Annotated in this window: 14 protein-coding genes and 1 pseudogene; 5 read left to right on the forward strand and 10 right to left on the reverse strand. The window is 62.6% G+C overall.

Annotation, left to right across the window (positions count from 1 at the left end; genetic code table 11):
• Positions 1-8: 8 nt before the first annotated feature.
• From mhpT to ACI2KK_RS13125, 9 genes are all read right to left on the reverse strand, one after another.
• Positions 9-1,190 carry a 3-(3-hydroxy-phenyl)propionate transporter MhpT gene (mhpT, locus tag ACI2KK_RS13085; RefSeq protein ID WP_400620611.1) on the reverse strand — a complete coding sequence of 394 codons (1,182 nt, stop codon included), beginning with the start codon at positions 1,188-1,190 and terminating at the stop codon, positions 9-11.
• Positions 1,191-1,317: 127 nt separating this feature from the next.
• Positions 1,318-2,328: a 4-hydroxy-2-oxovalerate aldolase gene (mhpE, locus tag ACI2KK_RS13090; protein ID WP_404669207.1), complete on the reverse strand. Its 1,011-nt coding sequence runs from the start codon at positions 2,326-2,328 to the stop codon at positions 1,318-1,320.
• Positions 2,325-3,257 (reverse strand): acetaldehyde dehydrogenase (acetylating), encoded by a 933-nt coding sequence (locus ACI2KK_RS13095; RefSeq protein WP_400620617.1) that lies wholly within the window; start codon positions 3,255-3,257, stop codon positions 2,325-2,327. Before ACI2KK_RS13095 ends, mhpE begins: the two co-directional genes overlap by 4 nt.
• An 11-nt stretch (positions 3,258-3,268) precedes the next feature.
• Positions 3,269-4,063 carry a 2-keto-4-pentenoate hydratase gene (gene mhpD / locus ACI2KK_RS13100; protein WP_400620620.1) on the reverse strand — a complete coding sequence of 265 codons (795 nt, stop codon included), beginning with the start codon at positions 4,061-4,063 and terminating at the stop codon, positions 3,269-3,271.
• 15 nt (positions 4,064-4,078) lie between these two features.
• The gene (locus ACI2KK_RS13105; RefSeq protein ID WP_201176047.1) at positions 4,079-4,942 is read right to left on the reverse strand and encodes an alpha/beta fold hydrolase; all 864 of its coding nucleotides are present in this window, start codon (positions 4,940-4,942) and stop codon (positions 4,079-4,081) included.
• A 19-nt stretch (positions 4,943-4,961) separates the two neighbouring features.
• A complete protein-coding gene (gene mhpB / locus ACI2KK_RS13110) occupies positions 4,962-5,906 on the reverse strand; it encodes a 3-carboxyethylcatechol 2,3-dioxygenase (protein WP_404669208.1) in 945 nt (314 codons plus the stop codon).
• A gap of 1 nt (position 5,907) precedes the next feature.
• The gene (locus tag ACI2KK_RS13115) at positions 5,908-7,575 is read right to left on the reverse strand and encodes a bifunctional 3-(3-hydroxy-phenyl)propionate/3-hydroxycinnamic acid hydroxylase (RefSeq protein ID WP_404669209.1); all 1,668 of its coding nucleotides are present in this window, start codon (positions 7,573-7,575) and stop codon (positions 5,908-5,910) included.
• A gap of 443 nt (positions 7,576-8,018) precedes the next feature.
• Positions 8,019-9,314: an OmpP1/FadL family transporter gene (locus ACI2KK_RS13120; protein ID WP_400620629.1), complete on the reverse strand. Its 1,296-nt coding sequence runs from the start codon at positions 9,312-9,314 to the stop codon at positions 8,019-8,021.
• A 115-nt stretch (positions 9,315-9,429) separates the two neighbouring features.
• Complete coding sequence (locus tag ACI2KK_RS13125; RefSeq protein ID WP_400620632.1) at positions 9,430-10,503, reverse strand: amidohydrolase family protein; 1,074 nt, start codon at positions 10,501-10,503, stop codon at positions 9,430-9,432.
• 190 nt (positions 10,504-10,693) lie between these two features.
• On the opposite strand from ACI2KK_RS13125, the pseudogene ACI2KK_RS13130 reads away from it, so the two are divergent.
• From ACI2KK_RS13130 to ACI2KK_RS13150, 5 genes and pseudogenes are all read left to right on the forward strand, one after another.
• Positions 10,694-10,849 (forward strand): annotated as a pseudogene (locus ACI2KK_RS13130) (TetR/AcrR family transcriptional regulator); the annotation flags it as partial.
• A 36-nt stretch (positions 10,850-10,885) separates the two neighbouring features.
• Positions 10,886-11,302, forward strand: a complete 417-nt coding sequence (locus ACI2KK_RS13135; RefSeq protein ID WP_400620822.1) for a hypothetical protein — start codon at positions 10,886-10,888, stop codon at positions 11,300-11,302.
• Positions 11,303-11,561: 259 nt separating this feature from the next.
• Positions 11,562-12,431, forward strand: coding sequence for an alpha/beta fold hydrolase (locus ACI2KK_RS13140; RefSeq protein ID WP_404669210.1), 870 nt, complete (start codon positions 11,562-11,564; stop codon positions 12,429-12,431).
• Positions 12,432-12,440: 9 nt separating this feature from the next.
• Positions 12,441-13,475, forward strand: a complete 1,035-nt coding sequence (locus ACI2KK_RS13145) for a VOC family protein (RefSeq protein ID WP_400620641.1) — start codon at positions 12,441-12,443, stop codon at positions 13,473-13,475.
• Entirely contained in the window at positions 13,465-15,216 is a 1,752-nt protein-coding gene (locus tag ACI2KK_RS13150) for a bifunctional 3-(3-hydroxy-phenyl)propionate/3-hydroxycinnamic acid hydroxylase (protein WP_404669211.1), read from the forward strand. The genes ACI2KK_RS13145 and ACI2KK_RS13150 overlap by 11 nt, the downstream gene beginning before the upstream one ends.
• A gap of 285 nt (positions 15,217-15,501) precedes the next feature.
• Here the strand turns inward: ACI2KK_RS13150 and ACI2KK_RS13155 are convergent.
• On the reverse strand, positions 15,502-16,161 hold a 660-nt coding region (locus tag ACI2KK_RS13155; protein WP_404669212.1), incomplete at its 5' end, for a thiamine pyrophosphate-dependent enzyme.

Consider the following 16,161-nt stretch of genomic DNA (forward strand, 5'->3'; position numbering starts at 1 on the left):
CGCTAGGATCAGGCCGGGCGGCGACCAATCAGGCGGAACAACGCCAGGGCGGCGATCACCACTCCCGGTGCCGAGGCCATCAGCACTCCGGCGGAGCCGGCGCCGAGGGCAAGCATCTGGCCGGCAACCAGTGGGCCGCTCATGGCCCCCAGGCGCCCGACCGCCACTGCCGCGCCGACGCCCGTGGCGCGCACACGCACCGAGTAGAAATTCGGCGCCACGGCATACAGCACGCCCTGCCCGCCGGTGGCGAAGAAACCGGCGAAGAAGCCGGCGACCAGCATCCCCGGCAATGTGCTGGCCACCCCAAGCCCAGCCAGGGCGGCGAGAATCCCTACGTACACCAGCGCTGCGGTAACGCCGGCCGGCAAGCGCACGAGTACCTGACCGAGGATCAGGGTACCGATGGCCGCGCCGATCTGCAGGGCGAACATCACCCAGCTGGCGTCATGGCTGCTGAAGCCCTGGCCGACCAGCAGGCTCGGCAGCCAGTTGATCAGGATGTACACCACCATCAGGGTGAAGAAGTAGCTCAGCCACAGCAGCCAAGTGGCGGGCTGACCGAACAGTTCGCGGCGCAGGCTCGGATTATCCTCGGCCTGGGCTGTGGCGCGGAACTGCCCCGACTCGGGCAGGAACAGCGCCAGCAGTGGGAGGATCAGCAGCGGCCCAGCGCCACCGACATGGAACACCATTTGCCACTCGCCGCTATAGCCGAAGATGCCGATACCGGCGGCGATCGCCGCGCCCAGTGGCACGCCGCAGTACATGAGGCTGACCGCGCTGCCACGCAGGCGCTGGCCGGCGGCTTCGCTGCACAGGGCGATCAGGTTGGGAAGTGCGGCGCCCAGTCCGACACCGGTGAACAGCCGCGCCAGCAACAGGCTGGGCAGGCTCCAGGCATGGGCCGTGGCCAGCGAGAACAGACCGAACAGCGCCACCGAGCCGATCAGGATGCGCTTGCGCCCGAAACGATCGGCCAGCCAGCCGCCGACCAGGGCGCCGGGCAGCAGGCCGAGAATGCCGGCACTGAATACCCAGCCCATTTGCAGCTTGTCCAGACCGAAGGCACTGGCCATGCCCGGGGCTGCAATGCCGGCAGCCTGAAGGTCGAGACCTTCGAGCAGGGCGACGAGGAAACACAGGCCGATGGTGACGGCCACGCGAGGCGGGTTGTTGGCAGAAGTCATGAATCACCCGTGTTGTTTTTGTGTTGGGTTGAGTTGGCAAACGGGGCGCTGCATCGTCCTTGTAGGAGCGGCGGTTCGCCGCTGCGACTTGCCCTGCGATGGCTGCGCAGCAGCCCCGTTTCTCGGATCAGCGCTTGAGCAAGTCCAGCGCCACGTCCACGATCATGTCTTCCTGACCACCCACCATCCTGCGCTTGCCCAGCTCGACGAGGATGTCCACCGCCTTGATGCCGTAGCGGGCAGCGGCCACCTCGGCATGGCGCAGGAAGCTCGAGTAGACCCCGGCATAACCCAGCGCCAGGGTTTCGCGGTCCACCCGCACCGGGCGGTCCTGCAGCGGGCGCACCAGGTCGTCGGCAGCATCCATCAGCGCATACAGGTCGGTACCGTGGTTCCAGCCGAGCTTGTCGGCGGCGGCGATGAACACCTCCAGCGGCGCGTTGCCGGCACCGGCGCCCATGCCGGCGAGGCTGGCGTCGATGCGGTCGCAGCCCTCCTCCACCGCGGCGATGGAGTTGGCCACGCCCAGGCTGAGGTTGTGGTGGGCATGGATACCGGTGGAGGTCGCCGGGTCGAGCACGGCCTTGACCGCACGGAAGCGCGCACGGATATCATCCATGTTCATCGCCCCGCCCGAGTCCACCACGTAGATGCAGGTGGCGCCGTAGCTCTCCATCAGCTTGGCCTGCTGCGCCAGCCCCTCGGGCGTCTGCATGTGGCTCATCATCAGGAAACCGACGGTGTCCATGCCCAGCTCGCGGGCGTACTCGATGTGCTGGCGAGAGACGTCCGCTTCGGTGCAGTGGGTAGCCACGCGCACGATGCGGGCACCGGCGTCGTAGGCGTTTTTCAGGTCATGAATGGTGCCGATCCCTGGCAGCAGCAGCGTGGCGATCTTGGCGTGGCTGACCGCGTCGGCTGCTGCTTCGATCCATTCGAGGTCGGTGTGGGCACCGAAGCCGTAGTTGAAGCTGGAACCCTGCAGGCCGTCGCCGTGGGCGACTTCGATGGAGTCGACCTTGGCCCGGTCCAGGGCCGTGGCGATGGCGCGCACGTCGTCCAGGGAATACTGGTGGCGGATGGCATGCATGCCGTCGCGCAGGGTCACGTCGGAGATGTAGAGTTTCTTGCCGTTCATGCCAAAGCTCCCATCGCCAGGGCCATGCGCTCGGCGGTGGCCAGCGCGGCGGAAGTCATGATGTCGAGGTTGCCGGCATAGGCCGGCAGGTAGTGGGCGGCGCCTTCGACTTCGAGGAACACCGAGGTCTTGAGGCCAGTGAAGGTGCCCTGGCCGGGCAGCTTGAGGTCGCGCACCTGTTCGAACTGCACCTGCTGCTTGAGGCGGTAGCCCGGCACGTAGGCCTGCACCGCGGCGGCCATTTCCTCGACGCTCGCCGCCACCTGTCGCTCGTCGGCGGCGTCGCTCAGCACGTACACCGTGTCGCGCATCATCAGCGGCGGCTCGGCGGGGTTCATGATGATGATTGCCTTGCCCTTGCTCGCGCCGCCGATCACTTCGATGGCCTTGCTGGTGGTCTCGGTGAACTCGTCGATGTTGGCGCGGGTACCGGGGCCGGCGGACTTGCTGGCGATCGAGGCGACGATCTCGGCGTAGTGCACCTTGGCCACGCGGGAGACCGCCGCGACCATCGGGATGGTCGCCTGGCCACCGCAGGTGACCATGTTGACGTTGGTCGCCTGCAAGTGCTGCTCGAGGTTGACCACCGGCACGCAGTACGGGCCGATGGCCGCCGGGGTCAGGTCGATCATGCGCAGGTCGGCCTTGTGCTGGCGCAGGAAGGCGTCGTTCTTCACGTGGGCACCGGCGCTGGTGGCGTCGAAGACGAAATCGATGTCCTTGAACACTGGCAGGCGAGCCAGCCCTTCGACGCCTTCGTGGGTGGTGGCCACGCCCATGCGGGCAGCGCGGGCCAGGCCGTCGGAGGCCGGGTCGATGCCGACCATGGCGGCCATTTCCAGGTGCTTGGCGTTGCGCAGGATCTTGATCATCAGGTCGGTGCCGATATTGCCGGAACCAATGATGGCGACTTTGCGTTTCTGGCTCATGGGGATCTCCATCACTCGCCGCTGAAGGTCACGCCGACACGGCCCAGGCCGTCGATCTCGGCTTCGAAATGATCGCCCGGCGCCACCGCCACCATCGGCCCGAGGGCGCCGGTGAGGATGATGTCGCCAGCACGCAGTGGCTCGCCCAGGCGCGCCATGGTGCGGGCCAGCCACACCGCGGCGTTGAGCGGGTGGCCGAGGCATTCGGCGCCGCTGCCGCTGGACACCAGCTCACCGTTGCGGGTCATGCGCATGGCCGCACCGCGCAGGTCGAGGTCGTGCAGCGGACGGGCCGGGCCGCCAAGCACGAAGCAGCCGCTGGAGGCGTTGTCGGCCACGGTGTCGGCGAAGCGGATGTTCCAGCCCTGGATGCGGCTGCCGACGATTTCCAGCGCCGGCAGCACAAGTCCGGTAGCGCCGATCACGTCGGCGAAGGTGGTCTGCGCGCTGGGCAGGTCATGGGCCAGCACCAGGGCGATCTCGGCCTCGATCTTCGGCTGCAGGACGCTGGCGTACGGCACGCTTTCGTTATCGCCATAGCACATGTCGGCGAACAGGCTGCCGAAGTCCGGCTGGTCGACACCCAGCTGGGCCTGCACCTTGGGGTTGGTCAGGCCGATCTTGCGGCCCACCAGGCGGCGCCCGCCTGCCAGGGCGTGGGCGACGTTCAGGCGCTGGATGGCGTAGGCCGCCTCGGCGTTTTCCGCACCGATGGTGTCACGCAGCGGGGCGATGGCCTCGCCCTGCTGTTCGGCGCGGCGCAGGTCGGCAGCCAGGCGCTCGAGGGTTTGCGAATCGATGGTCATGGGGTGTACCTCAAATCAGTGCTGGAGGAAGTCCAGAACCAGGCGGTTGAAGGTGTCGGCGTGTTCCCACTGGGCCCAGTGGCCGCAGTTGTTGAACACGTGCAGTTCGGAGTTGGCGATACCGGCGATCAGGCGCAGGCCGACGTCCATCGGCACGAAGCGGTCGTTGCGACCCCAGATCACCAGGGTCTTGGCCTTGATCTCGCCCAGGCGTGCGCCGAAGTCGGGGAATTGCTTGGGGTTGGCAGCCAGGCTGGCGACGAAGTTGTCGAGGTGATCGCGGCGGCTGAGCATGTTGTCCAGGCGGGTCTGGAACAGCGCCTCGGTGAGGTCGCTCGGGTCGTAGACGAAGACGTTCATCATCTTCTTCAGGTTGTCGATGGTCGGCTCACGGTACAGCGCGTTGATCAGCTTGATGCCTTCGGTGGGCATCGGCACGAACGGGCTGGCGCCACCGGTACCACCACCCATCAGGACCAGTTTGCCGACACGCTCGGGGTAGCTCAGGGTGAAGGCCACGGCGCTGTGACCGCCCATGGAGTTGCCGAGGATATGCACGCGCTCCAGGCCCAGCACATCGAGCAGGCCCTTGAGCGCGGTGGCGTTGAGGTCCGAGCGTGAGCTGCGGCAGACGATCGGGTCGCTCTTGCTCCAGCCCGGGCAGTCCATCAGCACTACGCGGTAGCCGGCGGCCAGCAGCGGTTCGATGTTGCGGTTGAAGTTGGCCCAACCACTGGCACCAGGCCCGGAGCCATGCAGCATGACCACGGTCTCGGCGCCCTCGCCGAGGTCGTTGTAGTGCACTTGCAGGTCGAGCTCGCCTTCGCGGATGCGGGCGAAACGGCTGCTGGCGGCTTCACTGATAGAGATGCTGGTCATGATGGAAGTCCTCCGTTGATCAAGTAAGGGAATGGGCACTGAGCGAGCCAAAACCTGCGATCCACTCGGGAATCGGCCGGTAGTAGCGCTCGCTGGCCTGGTAGTCGCCGAACGCGGACAGCGCGGCGAAGGCCGCCACCCAGGTCTTGACCTCGTGGGTCGACTTGCCGGCCAGGGTCGACAGCTCGGCATTGGCCATGGCATCGAGTTCCCCGAAGCGGCGCTGCTCGAGCAGGTCGAGGAAGTGGTTGTCCCAGGTCGGGTTGAGCGGATGCAGCGTGTTCTGGTCGCGCACGAAACCTTCGGCGGCGCTGATCACCCGTTGCTGGCGGGCCTGGCGCTCGTTGGCCGGCAGGTCGCGGCCACTGCCCATCAGGCGATCGGCCATGCGCGCATCGACGTGGGCCAGCTCCGGTACCGGCGGCTGGTGCGACAGGCCACCGGAGCCGAGAAACAGCACGCGCTTGCCGGTGGCCCGGGCGAAGCGCCCAATGGCCTCGCCAAGCAGGCGGGCGCGGGCGAAGCTTGGCAGCGGCACCGCAACGCTGTTGATGAACACCGGGATCACCGGCTTCTCGGCGAGCCCGCCCAGCAGAAACTCCAGCGGCTGGGCAAAGCCATGGTCGACCTGCATGCGGTAGGACACGGCAGCGTCCAGGCCGGCTTCCAGCACCGCGTCGGCACAAGCCTCAGCGACGTCGCGTGGCACGTCGAGCGGGCCGGCGGCACTCTGGAAATCGCCGATGGCGGTGGCACCCATGCCGATGCAGAACGCCGGCATGACATCATAGAAAAAGCCGTTGTAATGGTCCGGGGCGAACAACACCACCAGCTCCGGGTCGAACGCGGCGATGCGGGCACGGGCTGCGCCGATCACCTCGTCGACCTCGGCCAGCACGGCTTGGGGCGGGTCGACATAGCCAACCAGCGGGGTATGCGACAGGCAGTGAAGATAGGCGCTCATCTCACGCCACCTTCGCTGCCAGCGGCGCCTGCTGGGCCGCCTGGGGTTGCGCCGCCAAGGCGCGCAGCAGGGTATCGCTGGCCTGGCCAATGGTCTGCGGGATGGCCACGGCGCCAACGAAACGGTCCGGACGCAGCAGGGCGATGGACACCGGGAAGCGGCCGAACCACTCTTTCAGGCGGCCCGTGCTGTCACCCACGCGGATGACCCCATCCGGCACTTCACGCCCGGCCTTGAGTTGGACTTCCGGCAGCACCTGGATGAAGCAGGTCCCCAGCGCGCGCCAGGCATCAATCTGGGCAGCGCTCAGGCCCCAAAGCGGGTCACTGCCCCAGGCGATGACGGCGAAGTTGCTGCCGATGATGTCGTCGAGCAGGCGGGTTTCGCCGGACTCGGTGACCACCTTGGGCTGGATGAACATGCGCCCGACCGGCGAGTCCTTGCTGTTTTCCACCGCTGCCAAGGCACCCTTGGTGTATTGCGGCATGGGCTTGAAGCGCATCTCCAGGAAGTAGCGCTTGACCGCCGGCAGGTAGTTCAGCGCCCACGAGATACCGTCACGCAGCGCGCCCTGCCAGCGCTTGGGCGGCGCCAGCACATGGCCGGCCAGCACAGACAGGTCGATCATCGCCTTGGCGTGGTCACGGCGCTCCTGCTCGTAGGTGTCGAGCAGCCCTTCGCCAGCCAGGCCCTTGGCCACCAGGGCCAGCTTCCAACCGAGGTTGCTGGCGTCGCGCATGCCGCTGTTGTACCCCTGGCCCTGCCAGACCGGCATGATGTGCGCGGCATCGCCGGCCAACAGCACCCGCTTGACGCGGAAGCGGCCGGCCAGGCGGGCGTTGTGGGTGTAGACGCGCTTGCGGATCAGCTCGACGCGGTCCGGGTCTGGCAGCACCTTGGCCAGCAGCCTGCGCATGTTCTCGGGCTTGCCCAGGTCTTCTTCGGTTTCCCCCGGCATCACCATGAACTCGAAACGCCGCACGCCGTGGGGCAGTGCCGCCGAGACATACGGGCGCACCGGATCACAGCACAGGTAGACGTTGGGCGTGCCGAGCGGGTCGTTGGCGATGTCGATGACGATCCACTGGTTGGGCGCGGTCTTGCCTTCGAAAGAGATGTCCAGGGTACGGCGGATCAGGCTGTTGCCACCGTCACACGCCACCAGGTAGCGGCCGCGCACCGTTTCCTGGCGGCCTTCGGGACCGTTCATGCGCAGGCTGACGCCCTGCTCGTCCTGCTGGAACTCCACCACATCGCGGGAAAACAGCGTGCGCACATTGGCGAAGCGTTCCAGGCCCCGATGCAGCACGGCATCGACCTGCGGCTGGATGAAGGCGTTGCGGCGCGACCAGCCAAACTCGTCGGTGGTCGGCTGGATATCGGCGAAGCAGCGGCCCTTGGGGGTCAGGAAGCGCATGGCGTGCCACGGCGTGGTATGCGGCAGGACCTGCTCGACCAGGCCGATGGCCTGCACGGTACGCAGCGACTCGTCATCGATGCCGATGGCGCGGGGGTAGTCGATCAGCTGGTCGAGCTTCTCGATCTGCAGCACCTGCACCCCGGCCTGGCCGAGATAGTTGGCGATGGCCAGCCCGACGGGGCCTGCGCCGATGATCACCACGTCTGCGGTGTAGTCGGCCTGGATGTGATCTGGATGCGGCTTGTTCATTGTTGTAATCCTCGACACTGCCCACGGCGGCCCGGAAAGTTTCCAGGCAAGCCGCGACCGTCCTCGCGCAGGCAGGCGCAAGGGGGATGAACGGGCGTTTTGGCTGGTACGGGTGTTAGCGCATCGGCGCTACGCTTTGGTATTGGAAGGCGCAGGCACCGGGTAAGGACGACAGGCAGGCATGGCGCATGGTGTTCCCCCTTGTCAGGGCATTTGTAGTTGTTGCGGCGAGTATAGGAATGGCGCTGCCAGCTCGACAATGAAAAACCACTCACTTGTGCACTTAATGCACATCTTTGTTTTAATTGAAAAATATTGTCAAAACTCAGGCTAGCTGCGAGCGGCACCTCAAACCACGCGAGAGGGTTGAGGCGCGAAACCGCAGCGCGGCCGGTACTGTCGATCTATTTGTCCAGCGCAACCTTGTCGTGCAGCGAGACTGATCAGAAGCTGTAGTTCAGCTGGAGCCCCAGGCCGTTGACCGTACTCTGGTAGGTGGCGCTGTAACCCGGACGCAGACCACCCTGTGACGTGGCCTGGGATACCTTTACCGGGTCTTCGTGGATGTAGCCGTATCCCAGATCCAGAGAGGTCTGATCGGTCATCTGCCAGTTCAGGCCCATAGTGAAGATCTTGCGGTCCCCGGTCGGCGCGCGGGTGGAGCTGTATTGATTCGGCATAGGGGTCGGCTCATAGGCGATGCCTGCACGAACCTTCCATGCTTTGTTCAGGCGATAGGCTATGCCCGTGGAGAACGACCAGGTATCCCGCCACTTCAGCGTTTCGACGATAGTGCCAAAGTCGCCGTAGGCCCGTGGTACACCGGAGTTCAGCACCCGCAGCTCCTGCACTTGGCTCCAGCGACTCCACAGCGCGCCGGCGGAAATATCCAGGCGATCGTTGATCCGCCAGGTTGCCGAGGCATCGATGGATTCCGGCGTGGTGAATTCCAGGCTCGCATCATATTTGCCGTTGAGGCCCGGCAGCCCCAGCGCCGGAATCGGTGACAGCAGCCCGTTGGCGCCGGATACCTTGGTCTTGCCCTTCAAGTTGAAGTCCACCTTGGAGTGATAAGTCAGCCCAAGGGTCAGGTCATCGAACGGATCGAACAGGATGCCCAGGTTGAACCCCAGGGCAGTGTCGTTGCCGGTGACTTTGACCGTACCGTCACCCCGCCCGCCCACCGCGTTGTTTGCGATCTTGCTTTCGAGTAGCCCGTCGATGTGGTTGATCGTAGGTCCGAACCCCACGGACAGCCGATCATTGATCCGGTAACTGACTGTCGGCTGCAGTGTGATGACCTTCACTTGAGTCTGCGAGCTGCGGTAGCGTCCTTGGAAGCTGCTCTCATAATCCGTGCTGCCGCCAAAAGGTGCATAGGCTCCGAAGCCCACGTGCCAGTCATCGTTGAGTTGCAGGGTGTAGAAACCCGATGGCACCACAATGGGATTGGGCACCATATCGCCTTGCGAAGTGCCTGACACGCTGCTTTCGACCTTGCTGATGCGCGAACTCACATCGATGAAACTGACACCGCCACTGATGTGCTGACCCGCCAGGCGCGACATCCCTGCCGGGTTGCCATAAACGATGGACGCATCCTGAACGTCAGAGGCTCGACCGGAATAGGCCTTGCCGGCTGAACCAATGCTCTGTTCGTTGATTTGCAGGCCGTTGGCCAGCAGTTGAGTGGAGGTGAAGCATAGCCCCAGCACGTAAAGCTGATTCTTTATTTTCATGACCTGGCTCTTGTTATTATTTGAGTACCGGGGAGAAAAACCCCGGGGCACCGCGGGTGAATCTTCGGATTCAATGGTCAGCAGCGGAATCGGCAATGGAAGGTGGCCCGCTGACTCAGCGCTTGCGCATCCGCTCGGCCAGCGCACCGATCGGTCGCCCCATGCTGCGTCGTAACCGTTGCGAAAAGGATTCGCCCTGATAGATCGGCGCGGGCGTCACGACTTCATTTGGCTGGCGGTACTGCGGGAACAGACTCAGCGCATGGCCTCGGTTGATGCCGTACATGATCGTCGGCGACCACATGTCCAGGTTCTCCAGCGTGCGGCATTGCAATGCCGTGGCGGCTGCAGGGGCGAAGGGATAGTCACTACCGAAAAGAATGTGCGACGGTTCCACCAGTTCCTTGAGCACCGCCATGGAATAAGGTGAAGGCGACAAAGCCGTGTCGTAGTAGAAGCGGCGGATATAGGTCATCACGCCTTGCGGCACCTGCTGCTGGAACTCTGGAAGCATGTTGGCCAACGACACACGCCAAGCCACGAACGGCAGGAAGCCGCCGGAGTGGGCGAGAATCCAGCGGATGCCGGGATAGCGCTCCATTGTTCCGCTGAGGATCAGGTTGACGGCTGCGCGGGTGGTATCGCAGAGAAACTCGATGAGAAAACCCGGTGTCTGGAGACCGATGCTTTCGCTGGTCTGGTGCATGTTGGGGTGGATCAGCACCACGGTTTTGCGACGATCCAGCTCGGCCATCAATTCGTCGAACCGCTGATCGCCAAGAAATACCCCATCCGTACTGCCCAGCAAAACAATGCCCTCGGCCTTCAACAGGTCAAGCGCATGCACGGCCTCACGGCATGCTGCATCAGTAAATGGCATCGGCAACACCGCGAAATTACCGAAGCGATTGGGGTATCGCGTGCGCATTTGCGCGGCGAAATCATTGCAGCGCCGCGCCAGTTCGCTGGCCTGCTGGACGCCTTCGCCGAAGTGAACGCCTGGTGCCGAGAGTGAAGTGATTGCCCGCTCGATCCCGTTGGCATCCATCAATTCGATGGACTTCTCCGGTGTCCAGTCTGGCAACGGCGCTCCGGCAACCTGGTGTAATCCTCTGGCATTCATGGCTTCGACGAATGCGGGCGGAATGATGTGATGGTGGACGTCGATACGGCCTTGCTTGACTGACATGCTGACTCTCTTGGTTGGGCTTCAACCGAGCAGTTGCGGTTCCTGCGCTCGATGTGGCGGGCAGAACAAATTAACTCTAGAGCTCAATATTGAACACTAATGTTCAATTCTGTCAATCGTCGACGAACCCAGATTTGCTATATTTTGAACGCGATTGTTCAATGCACAGAAATTTTCGTCGGAGCTCATTCCTTTGAAACTCACTCCCGTGCAGAAGCGCATCCATGAGGCAGCGATCCGGCTGTTTGTCGAAAAGCGTGTCGAAGAGGTCAATGTCAGCGAACTGGCCCAGATTGCTGGCGTGGCCCGCGGCACGATCTACAACAACCTCAACTCGGTGGAATCGCTGTTCGAGGATGTCGCCAGCCAGCTCAGTGCCGAAATGAATGACAGGGCCGCTCGAAGCGCGGATCCCGAAGCGACACCTGCCGTTCGCCTGGCAACCGGTATCCGCCTGTATATCCGCCGCGCCCATGAAGAACCGCACTGGGGTGGCTTCATCGTACGATACGGGGCCAGTAACGAGACGCTACAGCAGATGTGGAGCGGTCCGCCCATGCACGATGTGCTAAGCGGCCTGACAAATCAGCAGTACAGCTTTCGGCAGGAGCAATTGCCTTCGGTGATGGCGCTGATCGGTGGAGGCGTCCTGGGTGCGACGATGCTTGTACTTCAGGGGCAAAAGACCTGGCGCGAGGCGGGCTCAGACATGGCCGAATTCGTGCTGAGAGCGCTCGGCGTGCCGGCCGATGAAGCGCGAAGCGTTGCAACCCAGGATCTCCCGACACTCGCGATCTGATGTTTTTCTAGCAAGACTTTGCCCGCCTTCACGCCGCGGGCAGGGCTTGCGCGTCCTGCTTTCCCACCTGAACATCCCACCAGTCCCAGATTCCCCTCCCTGCTTTTGATCGGCGACATCCCTGACAGACCGGGCTTCTCATCGGCCGCTCAAAAAACGCAATTGAACACTATTGTTCAATAATGAACTTGAGTGTTAGAGTCTTTTCAAGGTACCAACCCGCTGCCCGGGTCGAATTGACTCACGCCAGGAGCTGACAATGAACAATAAAGAACCTCTCCCCGCCTTGACCTCACGAACGGTGCAAGTGGGTCGACGACAGATATTCATCAGCGAAACGGGGATCGGGCATCCGTTGTTGATGCTTCACGGTGGCGGCGCGGGAGCGTCCGGCCTCTCCAACTACTCGCGCAATATCGAATCACTGGCCGTGCAGTTTCGGGTCATCGTCGTCGACATGCCCGGTTATGGTCGATCCACCAAAGGCGTGGATCGCAAAGACCCGTTTGGCGATCTGGCGGGGGCGATGCTTGGCCTGCTTGATGCCCTCGACATCAGTAACGCCCATGTGGTGGGCAACTCATTGGGTGGTGCCTGCGCCCTGCGCATGGCCCTGGATGCACCTGGCCGGATATCGGCACTGGTGCTGATGGGGCCCGGCGGCGTCAACACCACTCGCAGCCTGCCGACGCCCGGTCTCAAACTGCTGCTCGACTACTACAACGGCGAGGGTCCGACACTGGCCAAAATCACCCGATTCATCCGCGAATACTTGGTGTACGACGGCAGCCAGGTCAGCGACGAGATGATCCAGGAACGTTACGAGGCCAGCATCGATCCGCAAGTCATTGCCGCACCACCCCTGCGCCGCCCCATTGGAATCCCTCGTTTTTCGCGCTGGGACTTCACTCGCGACTCACGTCTCAAGCATTGCCAGGTTCCGACCTTGGTGCTTTGGGGCACGGAGGACAAGGTCAACCGTCCCAGCGGCGGCGAGGCCCTACGCAGCCGCATGCCCGATTGCAATCTCTACCTGTTCGGCAGAACCGGGCACTGGGTGCAATGGGAACGCGCGGACGAGTTCAATGCCGTGACCCTGGCTTTCCTCATCAGCCGTTCTGCACGCTGAGCCGCTGCCATGAACACTCAAGTGATGACCACCCGTACAACGCCGGACATTTTTGGTGCCAGCAGCATGGGCTACGCGCTGATCGAATCCTGCCACCTCGATCAATGGCGTGAGTTACTCCAGCATGGCATTGGCCTGCATTTGGCCTTCTTTGACGAACAGACCCTGGCCTTTCGCATGGATCAGCACCAACGGCGCATCATTGTCCAGCGTGGCCGGCAGGAAGACTTTCTGGCCGTGGGCTGGCAATTGCGTGACCAGGCGACCCTCGACGAAGTCCTCAATCGCTTGCAGCGCCTGGGTATTGAGGCGCATCCCGGACAACCTGATGAAGCCGCACATCGCGGGGTGAAAAAATTCTGGCGGGTGCTTGGCCCCAAACGCATGGCCGTCGAACTGTTCTGGGAGCCGCTACTGACAGACAAACCACTGAACATGCTCAGTGCTGGCTTCATTACCGGTGCGGCCGGAATGGGCCATCTGGCGATCACCTCACGCAAGCCACAACAGATGCAACGATTCTGGGAGGAAATATTCGATGCCCGAATCAGCGACCATATCGTCGAGCGCATTGCTGGACTGACGCTGGATATCGATTTTCTCAGGGTCAACGAGCGTCACCACTCTATCGCTATCGCGCGTCTGCGTGGCCTGCCAATGGATCCGATACGCACCCGCGTGCAGCACATGAACCTGTTGACCACGTCGGCCGGCGAACTGACCGACGCCTATTTGCGCTGCCGAAAACTCGGCTTTGAAATGGCACATGAAATCGGTGAACACCCGAATGACCGTGAGCAATCCTTCTACGTCATGAGCCCTAGCGGATTCGAGCTGGAACTGGGTTGCAACGCCATGGTGGTCGAGGAAGCACAGTGGCGCACGACGTCATATCAGGGCATCAGCCTCTGGGGCCATCGCCCGCAGAAAAGCGGTACCTGGCACACGCTAATCAACAATCTGGGCAACTTCATCCGCGGCATGCGCTCGTTGCTCAAACCTGAGTATTCACCGCTCTTGGAGAGGCATCCTCATGAACAATAATAACGATTCGGTACCAACCGTCGATGTGATCATTTCTGGCCTGGGGCCGACTGGAGCAACGCTGGCGCATCTGCTGGGCAAACGCGGCCTATCGGTGCTGGTACTGGAGCGCGAACCGACGTTCTACGGCAATGCCCGGGCGGTCTACACCGATGACGAGTGCATGCGCGTCATGCAAGCTGCCGGTGTTGCCGCCGAACTGGCGGTCAATATGCAGGTCGATACGCCGGCGCAGTGGGTGCTCGCCAGCGGCAAGATTCTGGGTCAATACTGGCGCCTCGATCGCCCTTATGGCTGGCCGATCATCAACTTTCTATACCAGCCCTGGATGGAAACCACCCTCTGCGACCTACTCAGTCGTTATCCCAATGTGCGAATTGCACGTGGGCGTGAACTCACCCGGTTCGAACAGGATGAGCATGGCGTTACCGTGACCCATCAGGCCACCAGCACCTTCCGCTTCAGCGAGGCGAGCGATGAGCGCACTGAATCCGAAATCGATCCCGACCCGCAGACTGTTCGCGGGCGGTATCTGGTGGGTGCGGACGGTGGCCGCAGTATCGTTCGCGAAGCCTTGGGCATTGCCATGAGCGGAAAAAACTTCCCTGAACCGTGGCTGGTAGTCGACCTGGAGATGAAAGAAGGCGAGGATGCCCTGCGTCACTTGCCCTACTTCAGCTTCATCTGCGACCCGGATTGCCCGACCGTCTGCTGCCCGCAGCCGGGACGTTTCCATCGGTTCGAATTCATGCTGATGCCCGGCCAAACCCGCGAGCAGATGGAAGATCCGACGGTGGTGCGCAACCTCATCAGTCGTTACGTCGATCCGGACAAATTCGAAGTCAAGCGCAAGCTGGTCTACACCTTCAACGCTTTGGTGGCGAAGGATTGGCGCAAGGGCCGGGTGTTGATTGCTGGCGATGCGGCGCACATGACTCCACAGTTCATGGGCCAAGGCATGAGCTCCGGGGTACGCGATGCCTACAACCTGGCTTGGAAGATCGACGCCGTGATCAAGGGTCTGGCAGGTGATCGCCTGCTCGACACGTACGGCACCGAACGCTTCCATCATGCCAAGGCGATGATCGACATCTCGGTACAAATGAAAGATTTCGTTTCGATGTCCAGCCCGGTTTCCAGCATCGTACGCAACCTGCTGGTCAAGACCGTCCTGGCAACGCCATTTCTAGGGCGTTACGTGCGTGAGGGCCGATTCAAACCAGCCCCGTCCTATGCCCCGGACAGCTATCTGGGCATGCCGCGGCGAAGTCGGCACTCACCTGAAGGCCGGATGATCCCGCAACCCGAAGTCCGCACCTTCAAAGGCCAGCGAGTATTGCTCGATGATCTACTGGGCGAAGGTTTCGCCTTGATCGGTCTTGAGATCGATCCACGCGCACACTTGAGTCAGACCTCCCGGCAGCTGCTTGAGATCCAGGATACGCGCTTCGCCACCCTATTCCCGTTCGGCACTCGCCCACAGGGCGCCGATATCAAACGCACCAATACCAGTGAACTACTCGAGATCGAGGACGTGCAAGGCGAGATGGTCGCTTGGTTCAGGCGCTCGGGTTTTTCAAGCGGAGCGGTCGCAGTGGTGCGCCCGGACAAGTTCACCTTCGCCATGGTCGAGGCCACCGACTTGGATCGGGCGATAAACGAGCTCAAGTTCCAGCTGCAGTCGAGCCCTCGGGAATACATCACCACTCCCCTGCACCCGCTCCTGAGGGAAAGCGCATGAGAGTTTTCCATAAAGCATCTGCAAGGCGCAGCGTTAGCATTGGCCTCTGCACGCAAGCAACGCGAACCGGTCGAGACTGCTAGTCGCCGCGAAAGGCGCACCAGAAACTGTGTGCAGAACTGCGAGCCCTATGGCCAGATACATAGCTGAAGAGCGTAGCGTGAAGGCCAGATCTGAAAAGGCATTGACTCTACTGGATGCTTAGACAGGGTGATATTGGAGGAAGCGAGCAGCTCGCATCCTCCTCATACTTGTTAGCAGCGAGTAGGAATGACGAATCAGCACTTACACCGTCGCGCTTCGCTCCCGGAGATCCATGTTCAAGATCCGATCGTTCTCGCTGTAGTCGACTGGGCAGTCGATCACGTGCACGCCCGGGGTCTTGATGCAGTGTTCCAGCAGCGGCAGCAGGCCTTCGGCGCTTTCCACGCGGTGGCCGTTGGCACCGTAGGCTTCGGCGTATTTGACGAAGTCCGGGTTGCCGTAGTCCAGACCGAAATCGGTGAAGCCCATGTTGGCCTGCTTCCAGCGGATCATGCCGTAGCCGTCGTCACGCAGTATCACTACGGTGACGTGCATGTTCAGACGGACTGCGGTTTCCAGTTCCTGGCTGTTCATCATGAAGCCACCATCACCGCACACCGAGATCACCGGGCGGTCCGGGTACACCAGGTGCGCAGCCATCGCCGATGGCAGGCCAGCACCCATCGTCGCCAGGGCGTTGTCCAGCAGCACGGTGTTGGGCTTGTGCGCCTTGTAGTTACGGGCGAACCAGATCTTGTAGATGCCGTTGTCCAGGGCCACGATGCCTTCGGATGGCAGTGCACGACGGATGTCGGCGACCAGCCGTTGCGGGTAGACCGGGAAGCGGTTGTCGTCGGCGCCTTCGACGATTTGCGCTTCGTTGGCTTCACGGATCGCCATCAGTCGGGTGAAGTCCCAGTG

This window comes from Pseudomonas sp. NPDC089406, from assembly GCF_044900265.1.
GTDB classification, from domain to species: Bacteria; Pseudomonadota; Gammaproteobacteria; order Pseudomonadales; family Pseudomonadaceae; genus Aquipseudomonas; species Aquipseudomonas fakonensis.